Below are 17,262 nucleotides of genomic sequence, written 5' to 3' on the forward strand. Positions count from 1 at the left end.
ATGACCCGCCCCCGCGTTCGACCCGCTCGGCGGGTCGCGCACCGCCGTACCCTCGCGCTGTTCGCTCCCGCGCTGCTCACCGCGGCCGCGACGGTCGTGGCGGTGGCGCCGGGGTGGGCCGCGGCCTCCCCCTCCCCGCTGGCCGGCGTGGTCCGCGCGGCGGCGCCCGGCGACCCGGGTGACCCGGACGGTCCGGGCGGGGAGCCCGGCGGCGACCCGACCGAGCCGACGCCCACCGGCGACCCGACCACCACCGCGCCGGAACCGACCACCCCGCCCCCGACCGAGGAGGCCCCGCCGCCCACCACGCCGCCGGCGCCGGTCACCACCGCCCCCGTGCCGCCGACCACGGCCCCGGTCGTGCCGGCGCCCACCACCACGGCGCCCACCACCACCGCGCCGGCGCCGCCGCCCGTGGTGCCGCCGGTCCAGCCCCCGCCCCCGCCGCCGACCCAGCCGGCCGGCGGCCCGCTGGGCGTGCAGGTCTCCACCGACGACGTGGTGCTGACCCCGGACTACTGGAACGCCGACAGCACGGTGACCACGCTGCGGGTGACGGTGACCAACACCGGCGGGCGGGCGGAGCAGATCAGCCTCGGATACAGCCTGCCGGCCGGCCTGACCGACGCCGGCACGCCGGGCTGCGCGCCCGCCGGCGGCGGCAACCACCGGTGCGGCGGGTGGACCGCCGCGCCGGGCGCCCGGTTCAGCGCGACCATCCGGGTACGCGTCGCCGCGGACGCCTGGCGGGCCATGCCGCTGAGCGGCGTGGTCCAGGTGACCGCCGTCGCGCCCGGTGCCACCGGGGCGGCGTACGACGACGAGGGCTTCGCGGTGCTGTTCCCGCCCGGGCCCCCGGTGCCGGGCATCTCGCTGCGGGCCGACGAGGTGCTCTTCGACATCAGTGGCGCGCCGAGCACGCTGACCGTCCGGCTCGGCAACACCGGCGAGGTGGACGCCACCGGCCGGGTGGAGGTGCTGCTGCCGGCCGGGGTGACCGTCGGGGCCGGCGACACCGGCTGCGCCGCGCTGGCGCCGGACCGGGCGCGGTGCGAGCTGGGCAGCCTGCCCTCGGGCCGGACCGCCACGCTGCGGCTGCCGGTGACCGCCTCGCCGGAGGCGCAGCGGATGGCGCCGCTCGCCGGCGCGGTGATCGGCCGGCTGGACCCGCGCAGCGGGCGGGACCGGCAGGTGCAGATGAGCTTCCGGATCAGCGCGGCGGCGGCGCAGGCCACGCCGGCGGCCGGCGCGCCCACCCCCACCGGGTCGCAGGGCGTGCTGGCCGCGGAGAGCCGGGCCGACGACGACGAGTCGTCGGTGCAGCGCACCGCGATCGCCCTGATCACCGTGTCCGGGTTGCTGGTCGTGCTGGCGCTGGCCCTGGCCACGCGCTCGCTGCGCCGTCGCAGCGAGATCGGCGCGCCGGACCCGGCCGGGCCGTCGACCGCGGAGCGGTGAGACGAATCCGGCGGTGATCTGAATTACGGCCGCCGGTACTAAACGCTGCAAAGCGGGGCATACACCGGCCCGTTCGGGTCCCACACGTCGGACCTCCACCAAGGGGGCCCTAACCGGGCGACGTAGGCTCTGACGTGAGAAACGGAGCGGGCCGCGCCGGTGAGGGCGACGGCGCTCAGCGAAGCGAGGTGCGGGCGTGACCAAGCAGATCCGTCAACTGGACCGGGTGGTCATCCGGTTCGCCGGCGACTCCGGCGACGGCATGCAGCTCACCGGCGACCGGTTCACCTCGGAGACGGCGCAGCTGGGCAACGACATCTCCACGTTGCCCAACTTCCCGGCCGAGATCCGCGCTCCCGCCGGCACGCTGCCGGGTGTGTCGAGCTTCCAGGTGCACTTCGCCGACTACGACATCCTGACGCCGGGCGACGCGCCGAACGTGCTGGTGGCGATGAACCCGGCCGCGTTGAAGGCGAACCTGGCCGACCTGCCGCGCGGGGCGGACATCATCGTCAACACCGATGAGTTCACCCGGCGCAACCTGGCCAAGGTCGGCTACGCGACCAGCCCGTTGGACGACGACTCGCTCGCCGGCTACGCGGTGCACCCGGTCGCGCTCACCTCGATGACGATCGGCGCGCTGGCCGCGCACGACGTGTCCAAGAAGGACGCCGAGCGGGCCAAGAACATGTTCGCGCTCGGGCTGCTGAGCTGGATGTACTCCCGCCCGTACGAGTCGACGCTGCGGTTCCTGGAGCGCAAGTTCGCGGCCCGCCCCGAGCTGGTGGCGGCGAACGTGGCCGCGTTCCGGGCCGGCTGGAACTTCGGCGAGACCACCGAGGACTTCTCGGTCCGGTACGAGGTCAAGCCGGCGAAGATGCTGCCGGGCACCTACCGCAACATCACCGGCAACGCGGCGCTGTCGCTGGGCCTGGTGGCCGCCGGGGTGCGTTCCGGGCTGCCGGTGTTCCTCGGCGCCTACCCGATCACCCCGGCCTCGGACATCCTGCACGAGCTGAGCAAGCACAAGAAGTTCGGCGTGGTCACCATGCAGGCCGAGGACGAGATCGCCGCGGTCGGGGCGGCGCTCGGCGCGTCGTACGGCGGCGCGCTCGGCATCACCACCACGAGTGGTCCGGGCGTGGCGCTCAAGAGCGAGACGATCTCCCTGGCGGTGGCGCTGGAGCTGCCGCTGGTCATCGTCGACGTGCAGCGGGCCGGGCCGTCCACCGGCATGCCCACCAAGACCGAGCAGGCCGACCTGAACATGGCCCTGTACGGCCGGCACGGTGAGGCACCGGTCGCGGTGGTCGCGCCGAAGTCGCCGTCGGACTGCTTCCACGCGGCGCTGGAGGCGGCCCGGATCGCGCTCACCTACCGCACGCCGGTGATCCTGCTCTCCGACAACTACGTGGCCAACGGCTCCGAGCCGTGGCTGCTGCCGGACGTGGAGTCCCTGCCCGACCTGCGGGTCGAGTTCGCCACCGAGCCCAACGGCGAGGACGGCACCAGCTTCCTGCCCTACCTGCGGGACCCGCAGACGCTGGCCCGCCCGTGGGCGGTGCCCGGCACCCCGGGCCTGGAGCACCGGATCGGCGGCCTGGAGAAGGCCGACAAGACCGGCGACATCTCGTACGACCCGGCCAACCACGACTTCATGGTGCGGACCCGGGCGGCGCGGATCGAGACCATCCCGGTGCCCGACGTCGAGGTGGAGGACCCGGACGGCGACGCCCGGGTGCTGGTGCTGGGTTGGGGCTCGACGTACGGGCCGATCGGCGCCGCCTGCCGGGGCCTGCGCCAGCGCGGGCTGTCGGTGGCCCAGGCGCACCTGCGCCACCTGGCCCCGATGCCGGCCAACCTCGGCGAGGTGCTGCGCTCCTACGACCGGGTGGTCGTCCCCGAGATGAACCTCGGCCAGCTCGCCCACGTGATCCGGGCGAAGTACCTGGTCGACGCGATCGGCTACAACCAGGTCCGCGGCCTGCCGTTCACCGCCGCGGAGCTGGAGACGATGCTGGAAGAGGTCCTGAAGAATGTCTGAGCCCGTCGCCCTGAAGCTCACCGCCAAGGACTTCAAGTCCGACCAGGAGGTGCGCTGGTGCCCCGGTTGCGGCGACTACGCCATCCTGGCCGCCGTGCAGGGCTTCATGCCGGAGCTGAACATCGCCCGGGAGAACACCGTCTTCGTCTCGGGCATCGGCTGCTCGTCACGCTTCCCGTACTACATGAACACGTACGGGATGCACTCGATCCACGGCCGCGCCCCGGCGATCGCCACCGGCCTGTCGGTGTCCCGGCCGGACCTGTCGGTCTGGGTGGTCACCGGTGACGGCGACGCGCTCTCCATCGGCGGCAACCACCTGATCCACGCGCTGCGCCGCAACGTGAACTTCAAGATCCTGCTGTTCAACAACCGGATCTACGGCCTCACCAAGGGTCAGTACTCGCCCACCTCCGAGGTCGGCAAGGTCACCAAGTCGACCCCGGTCGGGTCGGCGGACGCCCCGTTCAACCCGTTGTCGCTGGCGTTGGGCGCCGAGGCCACGTTCGTGGCCCGGACCATCGACTCGGACCGCAAGCACCTCCAGTCGGTGCTGCGGGCGGCGGCGGAGCACCAGGGCTCGGCGTTCGTGGAGATCTACCAGAACTGCAACATCTTCAACGACGGCGCGTTCGACCCGCTCAAGGAGCCGGCCACCCGGGACGACTTCCTGATCCGGCTGGAGCACGGGCAGCCGATCACGTTCGGCAAGGACGGCCAGTTCTGCGTCGTCCACCCGCCGGGCGGCTTCGGGCTGGAGGTCCGGGAGACCTCGGCCACCCCGGCCGAGGAGATCGTCGTGCACGACGCCACGGTCGCCGACCCGGCGTACGCGTTCGCGCTGTCCCGCCTGCCCGGCCTCGACCTGCGCAACACCCCGATCGGGGTGTTCCGGTCGGTCGGCCGCCCGTCCTACGACAGCGTGGTGCAGGAGCAGGTCGCCGCGGCGCGGGCCGCTGTCGACCAGACCCCGGAGCAGCAGCTCTCCGCGCTGCTCGGCAGCGGCGACACCTGGACCATCCTCTGACCGGTCACTGACCCGCCGACGCGAAGGGCGGGCCGTTCCCCCGCGGAACGGCCCGCCCTTCGGCGTGGAGGCACCCGGTCAGGCCGCCGCCGCGGCGGGCACCCACAGCTCGTCGACCGCCCGCTCGGCGGACGCCAGGCTCTGCTCGTGCAGCGGGATCAGCTCGGCCATCGCCGGGTTGACCGGGGCCAGGGTCAGCTCGGCGCAGATGAACCGCGGCTCCAGGCCGGTCATCGAGATGCCGTGCGGAAGCCACGGCGCGGCGTGGTCCCAGCCCTCCTTCGGGGTGCCCGCGCCGTAGCCGCCGCCCCGGCTGACCAGGACCACGAACTCGCGACCGCCGAGCAGCCCGGCCCCGGTCGCCGGGTCGTACGCGATGCCGGGGGCGATCAGGTGGTCGACCCAGGACTTCACCACGCTCGGTGCGCCGTAGTTGTAGAGCGGCAGCCCCAGCAGGATCGTGTCGGCCCGGGTCACCTCCCCCACCAGTTCCTCGGTCAGCTGCCAGGAGGCGCGCTGCTCGGGCGTGTGCTGGTCCGGCGGCACCATCCGGGCGAGACCGCCGGCGGCGTCCAGGTGCGGCACCGGGCTCTGCCCGAGGTCCCGGTAGGTCACCGTGCCGCCGGGGTGGGCGGCGCGCCAGGCGGCCGCCGCGCGGGCGGTGAGGCGCCGGCTGACCGACCGCTCGCCGGTGATGCTCGAGTCGATGTGCAACAGGTGTGCCATTGGTTGTTCCTCCTCCATCGATCGTTCGTGTAGGACCAACTATTTATAGCAGGGCGATGTTCCGCGGGCCGCGTAAACTGGGTCACATGTCCGCCGTGCCCGCCCAGGAGTCGGAGCGCCGTTCCGGGCCGCTGCTGCAGCACCTGGCCCGCCGGATGCGGCTGCGCTCCGAGTCGGTGCTGGCGCCGCTGGGTCTGCGCCCCCGGCACCTGGTCGCGCTCACCGTGCTGCGCGACTCGGGCGGGATCAGCCAGCAGGGGTTGGCCGCCACGCTCCAGATCGACGGCACGAACGTGGTCGGGCTGCTCAACGACCTGGAGGCGGACGACCTGGTCGAACGGCGCCGCTCCCCGGAGGACCGCCGCCGGCACGTGGTCAGCCTGACCGAGGTGGGCACGACCCGACTCCGCGAGGCGGAGTGCGCGCTCGCCGGCGCGGAGGAGGAGGTGCTCGGCGCGCTGGAGCCGGGCGAGCGGGACCTGCTCTACGAGCTGCTGCGGCGGGCGAGCCAGGGCCGGTCGTCGTCCTGCGCCGAGGTGGTCTCGGCGGACGGCCCGGACGCCTGCTGACCGCCGCCGGTGACCCGGCCCGGCGGCCGGCTCAGACGGTGGTGGTGGCCTGCGGCCGGTCGTCGCGGACGTGGACCAGCATGTCGCCGGTCTCGATCACCGCGCCCGCGCGGTCGTTCAGCGTGACCACCTTGCCCCGGCGGACCAGCGCGATGACCAGCGACTCCAGTTCACGCGGCGACCGGCCCACCTCGCTGCGCTCGGCCGACCGCATCGCCAGCGCCATGCCCTGGCCGGGGGTGAGCAGGTCCTCCACCACGTCGATCAGCGGCGGGGCCGAGGTGGAGAGGCCGAGCAGCCGGCCGGCGGTGGCCGACGAGACGATCACGTGGTGCGCGCCGCTCTGCTTGAGCAGGGGCGCGTTCTCCGCCTCCCGGACCGCCGCGATGATCCGTACCTGACCGGCGGTCAGTTGCCGGACGGTCAGCGCCACCAGCACCGAGGCGTCGTCGCTGTCGGTCGCGATGATGACCGACTTGGCGGTGCGGACGTGCGCCTCCTCCAGCACCGACGAGCGGGTCGCCGAACCCTCGATCGTCACCAGCCCGTTCGAGGTGGCCTGCCGCAGGGCCGGGCCGCTCCGCTCGACCACCACGATCTTGGACTTGTCCGCCCCGTTCTCCAGCAGCGCGGAGACCGCGCTGCGGCCCTTGGTGCCGTACCCGCAGATGATGACGTGGTCCTTCACGGTTCTCCTCCACCGCGACAGGCGACGGCCGGTCCGGTACTGCTCGGTCAGGACTTCCAGGGTGGTGCCGACCAGGATGATCAGGAAGAGCACCCGGGCGGGGGTGACGAACAGGACGTTGACCAGTCGCGCCGACGGGCTGGACGGGGCGATGTCGCCGTAACCGGTGGTGGAGAGCGACACCACCACGTAGTAGAAGCAGTCGAGCAGCGTCAGGCCGTCCCCGTTGACGTCGCGGTAGCCGTCGCGGTCGAGCCAGACCACGAAGACGGTGGCGAGGACCAGCCCCAGGGCGGCGAGCAGGCGCAGACTCAGCGCGCTCAGCGGCCCCCGCCGTTGCGCGGGAAAATGGATCACCGTCGGTCCCGCTCCGCCACCGTCGCCTGCACGCCCTCAAGATAGCGGGTACGCCTCGAACCGGCCGGCCGGGCCGGGGACCGGCCCTCCACCGCACGAGCGGTAAGGATCTCGTCACATTCATCGACGTGCCGCTGGGCAAGACTCGTAACCCACCGATCGTGACGAGGGGGAGTCGGATGCGTACACGTGCGGCACTGACCACGCTGGCCGTGGTCCTCGGGACGGCCCTGGCCGGCGCGTCGCCCGCGGTGGCGGGTCGGCCCGGGGACCGCCCGCCGGAGACGACCCGGCCCACGCGGCCGAAGCCCACCCCCGTCCCGTCACCGACCGTCTCCCCCCGGCCGACCGCCTCGCCGACGCCCACCGTGCGGCCCACGCCGACGGTGTCCCCCTCGCCCACCGCGCGCCCGACGCCGACCGCCTCGCCGTCGCCGTCCGGCACGCCGGCCCCCAGCACTCCGGCACCGATGCCGACGGCGAAGCGGACCGCCGAGGTGCTGCCGGGGCTGGACGACAGCCGGAGCACCACGGCCTACGACGTCAACTCGGCCGGGGTGGTGGTCGGGTCGGCGGAACTGGCCAACGGCGACTGGCACGCGGTGCGGTGGGTCGACGGGCGGATCGAGGACCTGGGCACGCTCGGCGGCCGCACCAGTCAGGCCCAGGCGATCGACGAGCGGGGTCGTATCGTCGGCACGGCCCAGGCCGCCGACGGCAGCAGCCACGCCGTCGCCTGGGTGGACGGGAAGATCCAGGACCTCGGGCTGACCGGCGGCATCTTCTCGATCGCGTTCGACACGGCCGGGGACCGGATCGTCGGCGTCTATCACGTGACCGACAGCTTCACCGGACGGCGGGCATTCGTCCGGACCGGGGACACCGAGGTCACGATCGACGCGCCGCCGGGCGCGAGTGCCGCCGCGGTCAACGAGGCCGGTACGGTCACCGGCACCTACGGCTTCAAGGAGTGGACCGACCCTCCGTTCGTCAACCAGGCGTTCGTCTGGCGCGACGGCGTCCTCCGGTCGCTCGGCACGCTCGGCGGGCCCACCAGCGTCGCGAACGGCATCAACGATCTCGGTCAGGTGGTCGGCACGAGCTGGACCGCCGACGGCCAGTTCGCCGCGTTCTTCTGGGACGGCGCGACGATGCGCCGGCTGGCCACCAGCTCGGCCTCCCCGACGGCACAGTCGCTGAACGACTCGGGTCTGGTGATCGGCACCGACGGCACCGGCAGCCGGGCGATGATCTGGCCGTCGCCGACGGCGAGCTCGCAGCTGCTGCCGCTGCCGGACGGGGCGGTGAGCAGCGTCGCGATCAACGTCAACGACGCCGGTGTCATCGCCGGGCAGGCGAACTTCGTCTCGCCGAGCTGGCACAGCCGAGCGGTCGTCTGGCGGTGACCGGAACCGGTCCGGTCGGCACCACGGGGGCCGACCGGGCCGGTCCGACCCGCCGGGACAGGGCATGATGGGTGGCGTCGGCGAACGGCGACCGCGAGGAGGCCGGCATGTCGTTGCTGCGACGGGTGATCGGCGGAGTGCTGCGGCGGATCCGCCTGCGTCAGGGCCGCACGCTGCGCGAGGTGGCCCAGGCCGCCGGGGTCTCCCTGCCCTACCTCTCCGAGGTCGAGCGCGGCCGCAAGGAGGCGTCCTCCGAGGTGCTGGCCGCGATCTGCCGGGCGCTCGGGATCCACCTCGCCGACCTGCTGGAAGAGGCGCGCGACGAGCTGCGCCGCGAGCGGCCCACGCCGGTCGGCACCGCCATTCCGCTGGCCCGCCTCGACCGCGCGCCGGCCACCCGCACCGGCCCGCACCTGCGGGTCGGCCCGCCCCGGCTGTCCGTCACCCGCCGGCCCACCACGTCGCCCCGGACCTCGGTGGCTCAGCGGCCGGCCGTCTCGCTCCGCCCGCCGGTCGCCCGTCGACCGGTCACCGCCACGCCCCTGCTCGGTGGCGCGCGGCGCCCCGTGCGGCTCGGGCCGACGCCGGTCGGCCCCGCCCTCGACGCCACCACGCCGATCGGGTTCGGCGGCGGCATCCGGATCTGGCCGACCCCCTCCGCCCCGACCGTCCGCCCGCGTCCGCGTACCTCGCCGGCGGTGGCCCGGCGGCGGGCCCGCGCCGGCCGGCGGCGCGCGGTCGCCGCGTAGCTTCTGCCCAGGGCGAATCTGCCCCGGGCAGAAAGCCTGGGCCGCGGGGGTGCGCCCGACGGACGCTGGAGACCGCCGGCTCGCCGGGCGGTTCCCCGCCCACCGGCGGCACGGAGGTGGGCGGTCATGGGTGGTGGCATCTGGATGCTGGACGAGGGGCAGCCGGCCTTCGGTGACCGGGTCTTCGAGCGGCTGCTGAAGGAGCGGATCATCTTCCTCGGCACCGAGGTCACCGACGCCTCGGCCAACCAGATCTGCGCGCAGATCCTGCTCCTCGCGGCGGAGGACCCGGAGCGGGACATCTTCCTCTACATCAACTCGCCGGGCGGCTCGGTCAGCGCCGGCATGGCCGTCTACGACACCATGCGGTACGTCAACAACGACGTGGCCACGCTGGCGCTGGGGATGGCCGGGTCGATGGGGCAGTTCCTGCTCTGCGCCGGGGCCGCGGGCAAGCGGTTCGCGCTGCCGCACGCGCGGATCATGATGCACCAGCCCTCCGGCGGGATGGGCGGCACGGCGGCCGACATCACCATCCAGGCCGAGAACATGCTGCACGTGAAGCGCACGATGCAGGAGCTGATCGCGGAGCACAGCGGGCACACGCTGGAGGAGATCCAGCGGGACTGGGACCGGGACCGCTGGTTCACCGCCGAGGAGGCCCGCGACTACGGCCTCGTCGACCAGGTGCTCTCCCGCGTCGACCAGCTCGCCGCCTGAGCCGGACGGCCCGGCCGGTCGCGCCGGCCGGGCCGTCCGCCACGGTCAGGGGTAACTGACCACCGGGCTGGTGCCGTAGGAGCCGACCACCGGGGTGCCGGCCTCGTTGATCGTCCGCTCGATCCCGCCGCTGCCGTTCAGGAACACGGTGATCGCGTCGTGGAACCGCACGCCGGCCCGGCGCGGCGCCTCGATCGCCCGGTCGCAGCGGATGTCCACGCCCTGGTTGAAGTACGCGTAGACGCCGAGCCCCCACGCCTCGTGCGTGCGGACGTGGTCGGCCACCTTGTAGGAGGCCCAGCCGTTGCCGGTGGGGCTGCGCCAGGCCGCCTGGCTCGGCGGGTCGTAGGGCAACTCGCTCTGGTAGAACACGGTCCGCCCGCGCTCGCCGTTCCAGATCGTCTGCCAGCGCTGGTAGTGCTCCACGAAGAGCCCGTACGCGGTCACGTCGTCGCCGTTGACGACCACGCCGGTGGCGGCGGTGTTCACGGTCCAGCCGATGGTGCCCGGCCGGCCATGGTCGCCCCGCCAGGCCCAGATGTTGTCGATCAGCGTGTGCCGGCTGTTGACGACCAGGCTGGTCACCGCGCGCCCGGCGTACGGGCCGCCGATGCGGAAGAAGACGTCCTGGAGCGAGATCGGATTCGTGGCGTGCGACCGGTGGCAGTGCCGTCCACCGACCTCGACCAGCACCTCCGACTCGACCGGCCCGGCGTCCACCAGCACGCCGGCGATCCGTACCCCGTCGACGTCCTCGATCCGCAGCGCCGCGTCGCCGCCGGTCGGCACGAGGCTCGGCATGCCGAGGCCGAGCACGACGGTGTTCGGCCGGCGGACCCGCAGCGCCCGGTCCAGGTGGTAGACGCCGGGGGTGAGCAGCAGGTGCCGGCCCCGGGCGAGTTCGGTGTTGATCCGTCGGGCGGAGTCGGTGGGCCGGGCGAGGTAGAAGTCGGACAGCGGCAGCGAGGGCACCGGCGCGCCACCGGCGCCCCAGGTGGTGCCCGCGGTGTCCCGGCGCAGGCGGGGCACGGCGACGCGCCAGCGGCCCGCGCCGTCGACGAAGAGGTACGGCTTCTCCCGGGTCACCGGGCTGGTCGGCAGCGTGGTGTACGGCGGGTCGGGGAAACCCTGCGCGGGCGCGCCGACCACACCGGAGAAGACCTGGTTCCAGACTCCGTTGGTCCAGTCGCCGCCGAGTTCGCTGTCCCGGGTGAGCCACTGCTGCTGGGATCCGTTGATGGTGATCCCGTCCACCCTGGAGTCGGCGATGTAGCCGCCGCTGGAGTAGCCGCCGTTGCCGGGTTCCAGCCACAGCACGCCCTTGATGTGCACCCGGCGCATCGGGGACGCCTGCGAGACGGCCCACTGGTTCGACCAGTCGGTGGGGCTCACGGCGAGGTTCTCCGCCGAGCGCCAGAAGTTGGTCAGCGCGGAGATGCCGGCGGGTGAGTTCGGGTCGGGCTGCCCGACCACCCGGACCGCACCGTGGATCTCCACGTCGTCCGGGTGCGCGCCGAGCCCGGCGACGGTCGTGTAGTAGCCGAGCCGGGCGTCCACCTCGTAGCGGCCGGGCTTGAACAGCACGGCGTAGCGGTCGAAGCCCATCTCGTTGTGTTCCTGGGCGGTGAAGATCCGGTCCAGGGTGGACTGGATCTCCGCGACCGGCGTGCTCGGGTCGAAGACGTGCACGTGGGGCCCGAAGTCGGGCTCCCGGGTCGGGCGTGCCGGCGGGGACGCGACGGCGGCGCCGGCCGGGAGGCCGAGGGCGGTGAGCGAGGCCGCCGAGGCGGTGAGCGTGAGGAAACGGCGGCGGGAGGGGTCGGGTGATCGCATCTGCCTGCCTGTTCGGTGATGGTGGGGAGAGCGCTCTCTGGCCGTTCCTACCTCATCGCCGTCGATCCCGCCAGAGCCCGCCGGTTCCGGAACCGGGAAGGATCTCGACGCCGCGGGGGTTGCGCCTCAAGGAAGTTGAACTCGCAACAACAGGGAGCGCGCCCATGTCCATCGTCGTCACCGGGGCCACCGGCCAGCTCGGCCGCCTCATCGTCACCGCGCTGCTCGACCGCGGCGTACCGGCCGGGGAGATCGTCGCGGTCGGCCGCGACACCGACCGGCTCGCCGACCTCGCCGGCCACGGGGTCGCCACCCGCCCGGCCGACTACGACGACCCCGACTCCCTGCGCGCCGCCTTCGCCGGCGCCGAGAAGCTGATGTTCGTCTCCGGCAGCGAGGTCGGCCGTCGCCGACCACAGCACGCCAACGTGGTGACCGCCGCCCGGGAGGCCGGCGTCGGGCTGGTGGTCTACACCAGCATCGCCCACGCCGACACCTCCGGCCTGCTGCTCGCCGCCGAACACCGGGACACCGAGCAGCTCCTGCACGACTCGGGCCTGCCGTCGGTGTTCCTGCGCAACAGCTGGTACCTGGAGAACTACACCGGCCAGCTCGACGCGTACCGGGAGCACGGAGTGACCGGCGCGGCGGGCGACGGGCGGGTCAGCGCCGCCACCCGCGCGGACCTCGCCGAGGCCGCCGCCGTGGTGCTCACCCGCGACGACCACGACCCGGTGTACGAGCTGGGCGGCGCGCCGTTCAGCCTCACCGAACTGGCCGCCGAGGTCAGCCGCCAGACCGGCGTTCCGGTCGGCTACACCGACCTGCCGGCGGACCGCTTCACCGAGGCGCTGGTCGCCGCCGGCCTGCCCGAGGGGTACGCGGCAGTCCTCGCCGACGCCGACCGGGGGATCGCCCGCGGCGAGCTGGAGGTCGGCGACGACCTCGCGAAGCTGCTCGGCCGCGAGCCGACCACCCTGGCCGAGGCGATCCGCGCCGCGCTCTGAGGACCGGTCGGCGCGCCTGGCCGCCCGTGGCGGCGGCCAGGCGCGCCGCGTCGTTCAGGCGCGCTCGGCGCGCTGCTTCACCAGGTCGTCGACCAGGCTCTCCACGTAGTCGGCCGTCTCCTCCCAGCGGGTGACGGCGACGCTGCGGATGCCCATGGCCTTGACCGGGTAGTCGTTGCCACCCACGTCGAGCCGGTCACCGACGAAGAGCACGTTGTCGATCTTCAGGTCCAGGCACTCCAGCAGCTTCCGCATGCCGTACGCCTTGTCCACACCCTTGCGGGTGACGTCGATCGAGGTCGAGCCGCCACCACGGACCTCCAGGTCCGGCAGCTTCGCCGCGACCGCGTCCCGCAGCCGCTTCTTCTTGTCGCCGTCCGGGTCCCAGCCGTACTTCTCGGCCGGCGGCGCGGACTGCCCCAACGCCGAGAACGTGATCTGGCTGCCCCGGTCCTCGATGATGTCGCCCCAGGTCTTCGCCTCCCACAGGCCGAGCGCCTGCGCCGACTCGGTCAGCGCCGCGACGACCCGGGCCTTGTCGGCCTCGGTCAGGTCCTCGGCGTAGACCTGCCGCCAGTCCCCGTCCGACCAGCGGTAGTAGCGGGTGCCGCAGGTCGGCATCAGGTGCAGGCGGGCGCGCTGCTCCTCGGTGAGGTCGAGGTGGGTCAGCACCTGCGACTGGAACTGCTCGAACCGCCCACCCGAGATGATCAGGACGTCCACCTCGGTGAGCAGGTGGCCGAGCAGATCCGCCATCCGACGATCGATCTGGGACTTGGAAATCGCCAGGGTGTCGTCGAGGTCGAACGCCACCACTCGAAGATCGTTCACGAACACCTCATGTCGTCGCGGGCAGGCCAGGACTAGCAGGGTACCGACGGTGACCCTCCGGCGTCCGCGAGCCCCGATCGTCACGCCACGCAGCCTTCTGGTCGCAGGCTATCGCCTCCGCCGCTCAGTCGCGGCCGTGGGCAGCGGAAACGTCCGCGTAGACCACCCCGTCGGCGCACGCGGCGACCACCGACGAGGGCCACTCCGGGTCGTAGTCCCGGCACCGCCGCACGCGTCGGAAGGCGGCCGCCTTCTCCGCCCCGGGCAGGAGCAGCACGGCCCGGTGGGCCAGGTCGGCCATGGTGGCGATCCCCATCGTGACGCCGTGCGTGGGCACCTCGCCCACGGACCCGAAGGCGGGATACGTGCGGAGGTTGTCCCGGCGGGTGGAATCCTCCAGGCGGACCACACGCGTCACGCTCTGCCGAGCCGAGCCCGGCCCGTTGAAGCCGACATGACCGTCGCCCGAACCGGATGCCAGGATCAGCAGGTCCATCCCCCCGTGCTCGCGGATCCGCGCGTCGAGATCGGCGGGACGGTCGGGCCCGGGGACCCAGATCTGCGCGGCGGGAATCCGATCCGGCGGCCGCAGCCCTCGATTGAGCGGTCCGACGACCTCCGTCGTGACGTACCGCTCGCAACTGTGGTGCCGATCCGCCGGCACCGGCACGAAGCGGCCGGCCACGGTCTGGACGTACGCGTCCAGCGCTACCACCACGAGACCGGAGACGGGGATGCGCCGCTCCGCCACCACCTCGGCGAGCACCCGGAAGGTACGGGTGGCGCTGCGTCCGGAGGGACAGCCCAGAAGGTAGAGCCGGCCTGCCGAAGCGGCGGCGCGTAGGCCGCGGGCGATCTCCAGTGCCGTCTGGGTCGCGAGATCCTCGGCGGTGGCGAACACGACGGAACGGACCGGCACGGCCATTCTCCTACCACTTTGGAATGGTTCGACGAGAAGACGTTATTGCGTCCCGCGCTACCGTCGTCAATACCCGCCCGGCTGTTTCCGTGGTCGAGGGAGGCCGATGGTGTCATCCCCTGTCTCATCAGACCTCAGCGCCAATCTGCAGCGATTCGACGGAATTCGGGTGCACGACCTCCTGCACGAATACGCCGAGCGCGGAGCGGCCGTGGTCCGCCTTCGCGTGGCGGACGCGCCGGCCACCTACGTCGGCACCGTTCACGTCGACATCGACATGCCCGTGCCGGCCCGCAGCCGCAGCCCGTGGACGCCACTCGTCGAACTGGCGGTGCCCCTTCCTCTGGACGCCCTCCGGGCGACCGGCACCGCGCCGCCCCGCGTCACCGACCTGAGCGTCACCGGCGGCGGACGTGCCCTCAGCACACGTCCGGTCACCACGGACTCCTGCCTGGTCGTCCAGGTGCCGTCACGCGAACTGCGGGGCGTACCGGGGAGACTGCACATCACCTTCACGAGCGCGAGCCTGTTCTTCCTGGTCGGTGGCGACGGCGTGCTCCAGACCTGGCGGCTCGGCTTCGCCGTCCGCACCGCCTCGGTCCCCCGCACCGTCATCAACCTCGAGCACTCGCCGGAACTGTCGCTGCGGTGCCGGGTGGACTCCTCCGAATACCACTCGCTGGCACAGGGAGTGGGGCCCGGCACGGTACGGAAGATCGGGTTCTATCCGTCCGGGCGGGCCGAAATCACGTACCTCTTCGGGCTGCACAGCGAATCGCGCTTCCGCAACCTGGCGATGCTGCCGTTCGCCGGATGCGTCGGGCTGTTCTCCTCCGCCCTGACCATCGCGCTCGTCTTCGGTGGCTACACCGACATGGCCGCGGTCACCCTCGCGCTCGCCCTGGCGCCGCCCGTCCTCCAGGCCGTGCGGCCGTCCACCGGCTTCTACCGGTCGGCCGACATCCACAGCCGCAGCCCCGGCGCCTGGATCTTCGCCACGTCGATCGCGCTGTACGCGCCGGCCACGCTGTTCGCCGTTCTCACCATCACCGACCTCAGCGAGCTGCGCCGGGTGAGCCAGGTCGTCTGCTACGCGTTCGGTGTGCTGCTCGGCCTGCTCGGCACGGCGATCCTCGTCGCCGTGCGGGAACAGATCCTGCCCCCGCACTACTGCGACGTGTGCACGACGCGGTTGATCTGGCGGCGCCGGAGCCGGCTGCACCGCGCGAGCAGGCGTACGGTGTGCCAGAGATGCTTCGCGGACATCGAAGCCGACGAGCAGGCGAGAGGCTGAGGAAGTGGCGCACCGACCGCTGACGTTCGACCTGGCCGCCGAGATCGCCGAAACCGTGCGGCCGGCCCTGTCCGACGCCGTCGCGACCACCGACCTCGGCGAGGTCACCCAGGACAAGGGCGGTGGGCACACCGCCCACAAGGTCGACGACGTCGCCGAGCAGGTCCTCTTCGACGCCCTGCGCCGGCGGGGCTTCCAGGGCCAGGTCTTCTCGGAGGAAGCCGGCCTGGTGCGACTGGGCGCGGAACCCCGGATGATCGTCTGCGACCCGTACTGCAACACCACCCTGACCTTCCACGGCGTGCGGGAGTCGGCGGTGGCGGTGTACGAGTACACCGTCGAGGGGGAGTTCCTCAGCGGCGCCATCGCGGACATCCAGATCCCCCGCGTCGTCTGGGCCGACCCGGACACCGGGGCACACGTCTCCAACCTGAGCGGCGACACCCGGGCGGCGGCCTGCTCAAGTGTCCAGCGGGTCGAGGACGCGTTCCTGGTCGTGTCGCTCCTGAAGCGCAACCGCCGCCAGCACCCGCCGCTGACGCTGCTCGCCGGCCCCAAGCTGCTCGGTACGGTCGACGGCGCCATCGTCGCCGCCCGCATCGCCGTCGGTGAGGTGGACGGCTTCGTCGACCACGAGTTCGGCCAGCCGTCCTACGAGACGCTGGCGTACGAGCTGGTGGCCCGAGCCGGCGGGAGGGTGACCGACCCGGCCGGTGAGCCGATCGACTTCGGCGCGATCGTCCGTGGCCTCGGGCGTGGCGAGGTGCGGCGGCACCGGATCCTCGCCATCGCCAACCCGAGCCTGCACCGGGACGTTCGGGCGCACCTCGCCGGCTGACGGGGTAAACCGGTCGACAGGCACACCGGACGCGACCATGGTGGACCGATGCGCCAGGAGGAGATCTGGGACGCCGAGGCAGCCCGGCGCTACGACACCCCGGGCACCGGGATGTTCGCGCCGGACGTGCTCGGGCCCACAGTCGACCGCCTCGCCGCGCTCGCCGGTGACGGACGCGCCCTGGAGTTCGCCGTCGGCACCGGCCGGGTGGCCGTACCGCTGGCCGAACGCGGCGTGCCGGTCAGCGGGATCGAGCTCTCCGTACCCATGGTGGAGCGACTGCGGACGAAGGTCGACGCGGCCACGATCCCGGTGGTGGTCGGCGACATGGCCAGCGCGACCGTGCCCGGTGAGTTCAGCCTGGTCTACCTGGTCTACAACACCGTCGCCAACCTGCTCTCCCAGGCCGAACAGGTGGCCTGCTTCCGCAACGCCGCCCGCCACCTCCGGCCGGGCGGGCGGTTCGTGATCGAGCTGTGGGTGCCCGAGCTGCGTCAGCTCCCCCCGGGCCGGCAGGCGACCGTGTGGCACACCGAGAACGGATACATCGGCCTGGACACCTACGACGTGCTGCGGCAGCGGGTGGTGTCGCACCACGTCCGGTTCGGCGCCGGCCGGGAGGCGCAGATCTTCCGCACCCCGCACCGCTACGTCTGGCCGTCCGAGCTGGACCTCATGGGCGAGCTGGCCGGATTCGCCCTGGAGAGTCGGCACGCCGACTGGACCGGCGCCGAGTTCACCGGAGAGTCGCGCTCGCACGTGTCGGTCTACCGACTGCCCGGCTGACCTACGCTCC

At 72.9% G+C, this 17,262-nt stretch carries 16 protein-coding genes; 11 read left to right on the forward strand and 5 right to left on the reverse strand.

What is annotated here, in order from left to right; all coding sequences use genetic code 11:
* From COO58_RS03720 to COO58_RS03730, 3 genes are all read left to right on the forward strand, one after another.
* Entirely contained in the window at positions 1 to 1,458 is a 1,458-nt protein-coding gene (locus COO58_RS03720) for a hypothetical protein (protein WP_098743821.1), read from the forward strand.
* 196 nt (positions 1,459 to 1,654) lie between these two features.
* Complete coding sequence (locus COO58_RS03725; RefSeq protein ID WP_091582764.1) at positions 1,655 to 3,502, forward strand: 2-oxoacid:acceptor oxidoreductase subunit alpha; 1,848 nt, start codon at positions 1,655 to 1,657, stop codon at positions 3,500 to 3,502.
* On the forward strand, positions 3,495 to 4,529 hold the full coding sequence (locus tag COO58_RS03730) for a 2-oxoacid:ferredoxin oxidoreductase subunit beta (protein ID WP_091582768.1): 1,035 nt from the start codon (positions 3,495 to 3,497) through the stop codon (positions 4,527 to 4,529). Before COO58_RS03725 ends, COO58_RS03730 begins: the two co-directional genes overlap by 8 nt.
* Positions 4,530 to 4,607: 78 nt before the next feature.
* On the opposite strand, the gene COO58_RS03735 is transcribed toward COO58_RS03730, so the two are convergent.
* Entirely contained in the window at positions 4,608 to 5,255 is a 648-nt protein-coding gene (locus COO58_RS03735) for an FMN-dependent NADH-azoreductase (protein WP_091582771.1), read from the reverse strand.
* Between the two features lie 86 nt (positions 5,256 to 5,341).
* Between COO58_RS03735 and COO58_RS03740 the strand changes: the two genes are divergently transcribed.
* Positions 5,342 to 5,824 (forward strand): MarR family winged helix-turn-helix transcriptional regulator, encoded by a 483-nt coding sequence (locus COO58_RS03740; RefSeq protein ID WP_245666909.1) that lies wholly within the window; start codon positions 5,342 to 5,344, stop codon positions 5,822 to 5,824.
* Between the two features lie 31 nt (positions 5,825 to 5,855).
* Here the strand turns inward: COO58_RS03740 and COO58_RS03745 are convergent, their stop codons facing one another.
* Entirely contained in the window at positions 5,856 to 6,869 is a 1,014-nt protein-coding gene (locus COO58_RS03745) for a TrkA family potassium uptake protein (RefSeq protein WP_091582781.1), read from the reverse strand.
* Between the two features lie 179 nt (positions 6,870 to 7,048).
* Between COO58_RS03745 and COO58_RS03750 the strand changes: the two genes are divergently transcribed.
* From COO58_RS03750 to COO58_RS03760, 3 genes are all read left to right on the forward strand, one after another.
* The gene (locus tag COO58_RS03750) at positions 7,049 to 8,275 is read left to right on the forward strand and encodes a hypothetical protein (RefSeq protein WP_091582786.1); all 1,227 of its coding nucleotides are present in this window, start codon (positions 7,049 to 7,051) and stop codon (positions 8,273 to 8,275) included.
* 107 nt (positions 8,276 to 8,382) lie between these two features.
* The gene (locus COO58_RS03755; protein WP_098746073.1) at positions 8,383 to 9,024 is read left to right on the forward strand and encodes a helix-turn-helix domain-containing protein; all 642 of its coding nucleotides are present in this window, start codon (positions 8,383 to 8,385) and stop codon (positions 9,022 to 9,024) included.
* Positions 9,025 to 9,150: 126 nt separating this feature from the next.
* Positions 9,151 to 9,744 carry an ATP-dependent Clp protease proteolytic subunit gene (locus tag COO58_RS03760; RefSeq protein WP_091582790.1) on the forward strand — a complete coding sequence of 198 codons (594 nt, stop codon included), beginning with the start codon at positions 9,151 to 9,153 and terminating at the stop codon, positions 9,742 to 9,744.
* Positions 9,745 to 9,789: 45 nt separating this feature from the next.
* Here COO58_RS03760 and COO58_RS03765 read toward each other — a convergent pair whose 3' ends face one another.
* The gene (locus COO58_RS03765; RefSeq protein ID WP_098743822.1) at positions 9,790 to 11,577 is read right to left on the reverse strand and encodes an adenylyl cyclase; all 1,788 of its coding nucleotides are present in this window, start codon (positions 11,575 to 11,577) and stop codon (positions 9,790 to 9,792) included.
* Positions 11,578 to 11,741: 164 nt separating this feature from the next.
* Here COO58_RS03765 and COO58_RS03770 point away from each other — a divergent pair, with 164 nt between their 5' ends.
* Positions 11,742 to 12,584, forward strand: a complete 843-nt coding sequence (locus COO58_RS03770) for an SDR family oxidoreductase (RefSeq protein ID WP_098743824.1) — start codon at positions 11,742 to 11,744, stop codon at positions 12,582 to 12,584.
* A 54-nt stretch (positions 12,585 to 12,638) separates the two neighbouring features.
* On the opposite strand, the gene COO58_RS03775 is transcribed toward COO58_RS03770, so the two are convergent.
* Together COO58_RS03775 and COO58_RS03780 are read right to left on the reverse strand one after the other, a co-directional pair.
* Positions 12,639 to 13,415 (reverse strand): HAD-IIB family hydrolase, encoded by a 777-nt coding sequence (locus tag COO58_RS03775; RefSeq protein WP_091584240.1) that lies wholly within the window; start codon positions 13,413 to 13,415, stop codon positions 12,639 to 12,641.
* Between the two features lie 124 nt (positions 13,416 to 13,539).
* Positions 13,540 to 14,334, reverse strand: a complete 795-nt coding sequence (locus tag COO58_RS03780; protein ID WP_176558735.1) for a 6-phosphogluconolactonase — start codon at positions 14,332 to 14,334, stop codon at positions 13,540 to 13,542.
* A gap of 169 nt (positions 14,335 to 14,503) precedes the next feature.
* On the opposite strand from COO58_RS03780, the gene COO58_RS03785 reads away from it, so the two are divergent.
* From COO58_RS03785 to COO58_RS03795, 3 genes are read left to right on the forward strand one after another with little or no spacing between them, the layout of a single operon-like run.
* Positions 14,504 to 15,628, forward strand: coding sequence for a hypothetical protein (locus COO58_RS03785; RefSeq protein WP_091582807.1), 1,125 nt, complete (start codon positions 14,504 to 14,506; stop codon positions 15,626 to 15,628).
* A gap of 4 nt (positions 15,629 to 15,632) precedes the next feature.
* Positions 15,633 to 16,466 (forward strand): inositol monophosphatase family protein, encoded by an 834-nt coding sequence (locus COO58_RS03790; RefSeq protein WP_098743827.1) that lies wholly within the window; start codon positions 15,633 to 15,635, stop codon positions 16,464 to 16,466.
* Between the two features lie 48 nt (positions 16,467 to 16,514).
* A complete protein-coding gene (locus COO58_RS03795) occupies positions 16,515 to 17,252 on the forward strand; it encodes a class I SAM-dependent methyltransferase (RefSeq protein WP_091582815.1) in 738 nt (245 codons plus the stop codon).
* Positions 17,253 to 17,262 lie beyond the last annotated feature (10 nt).

The sequence above is a fragment of the Micromonospora sp. WMMA1996 genome, assembly GCF_002573675.1.
Taxonomy (GTDB): Bacteria; Actinomycetota; Actinomycetes; order Mycobacteriales; family Micromonosporaceae; genus Micromonospora; species Micromonospora sediminicola.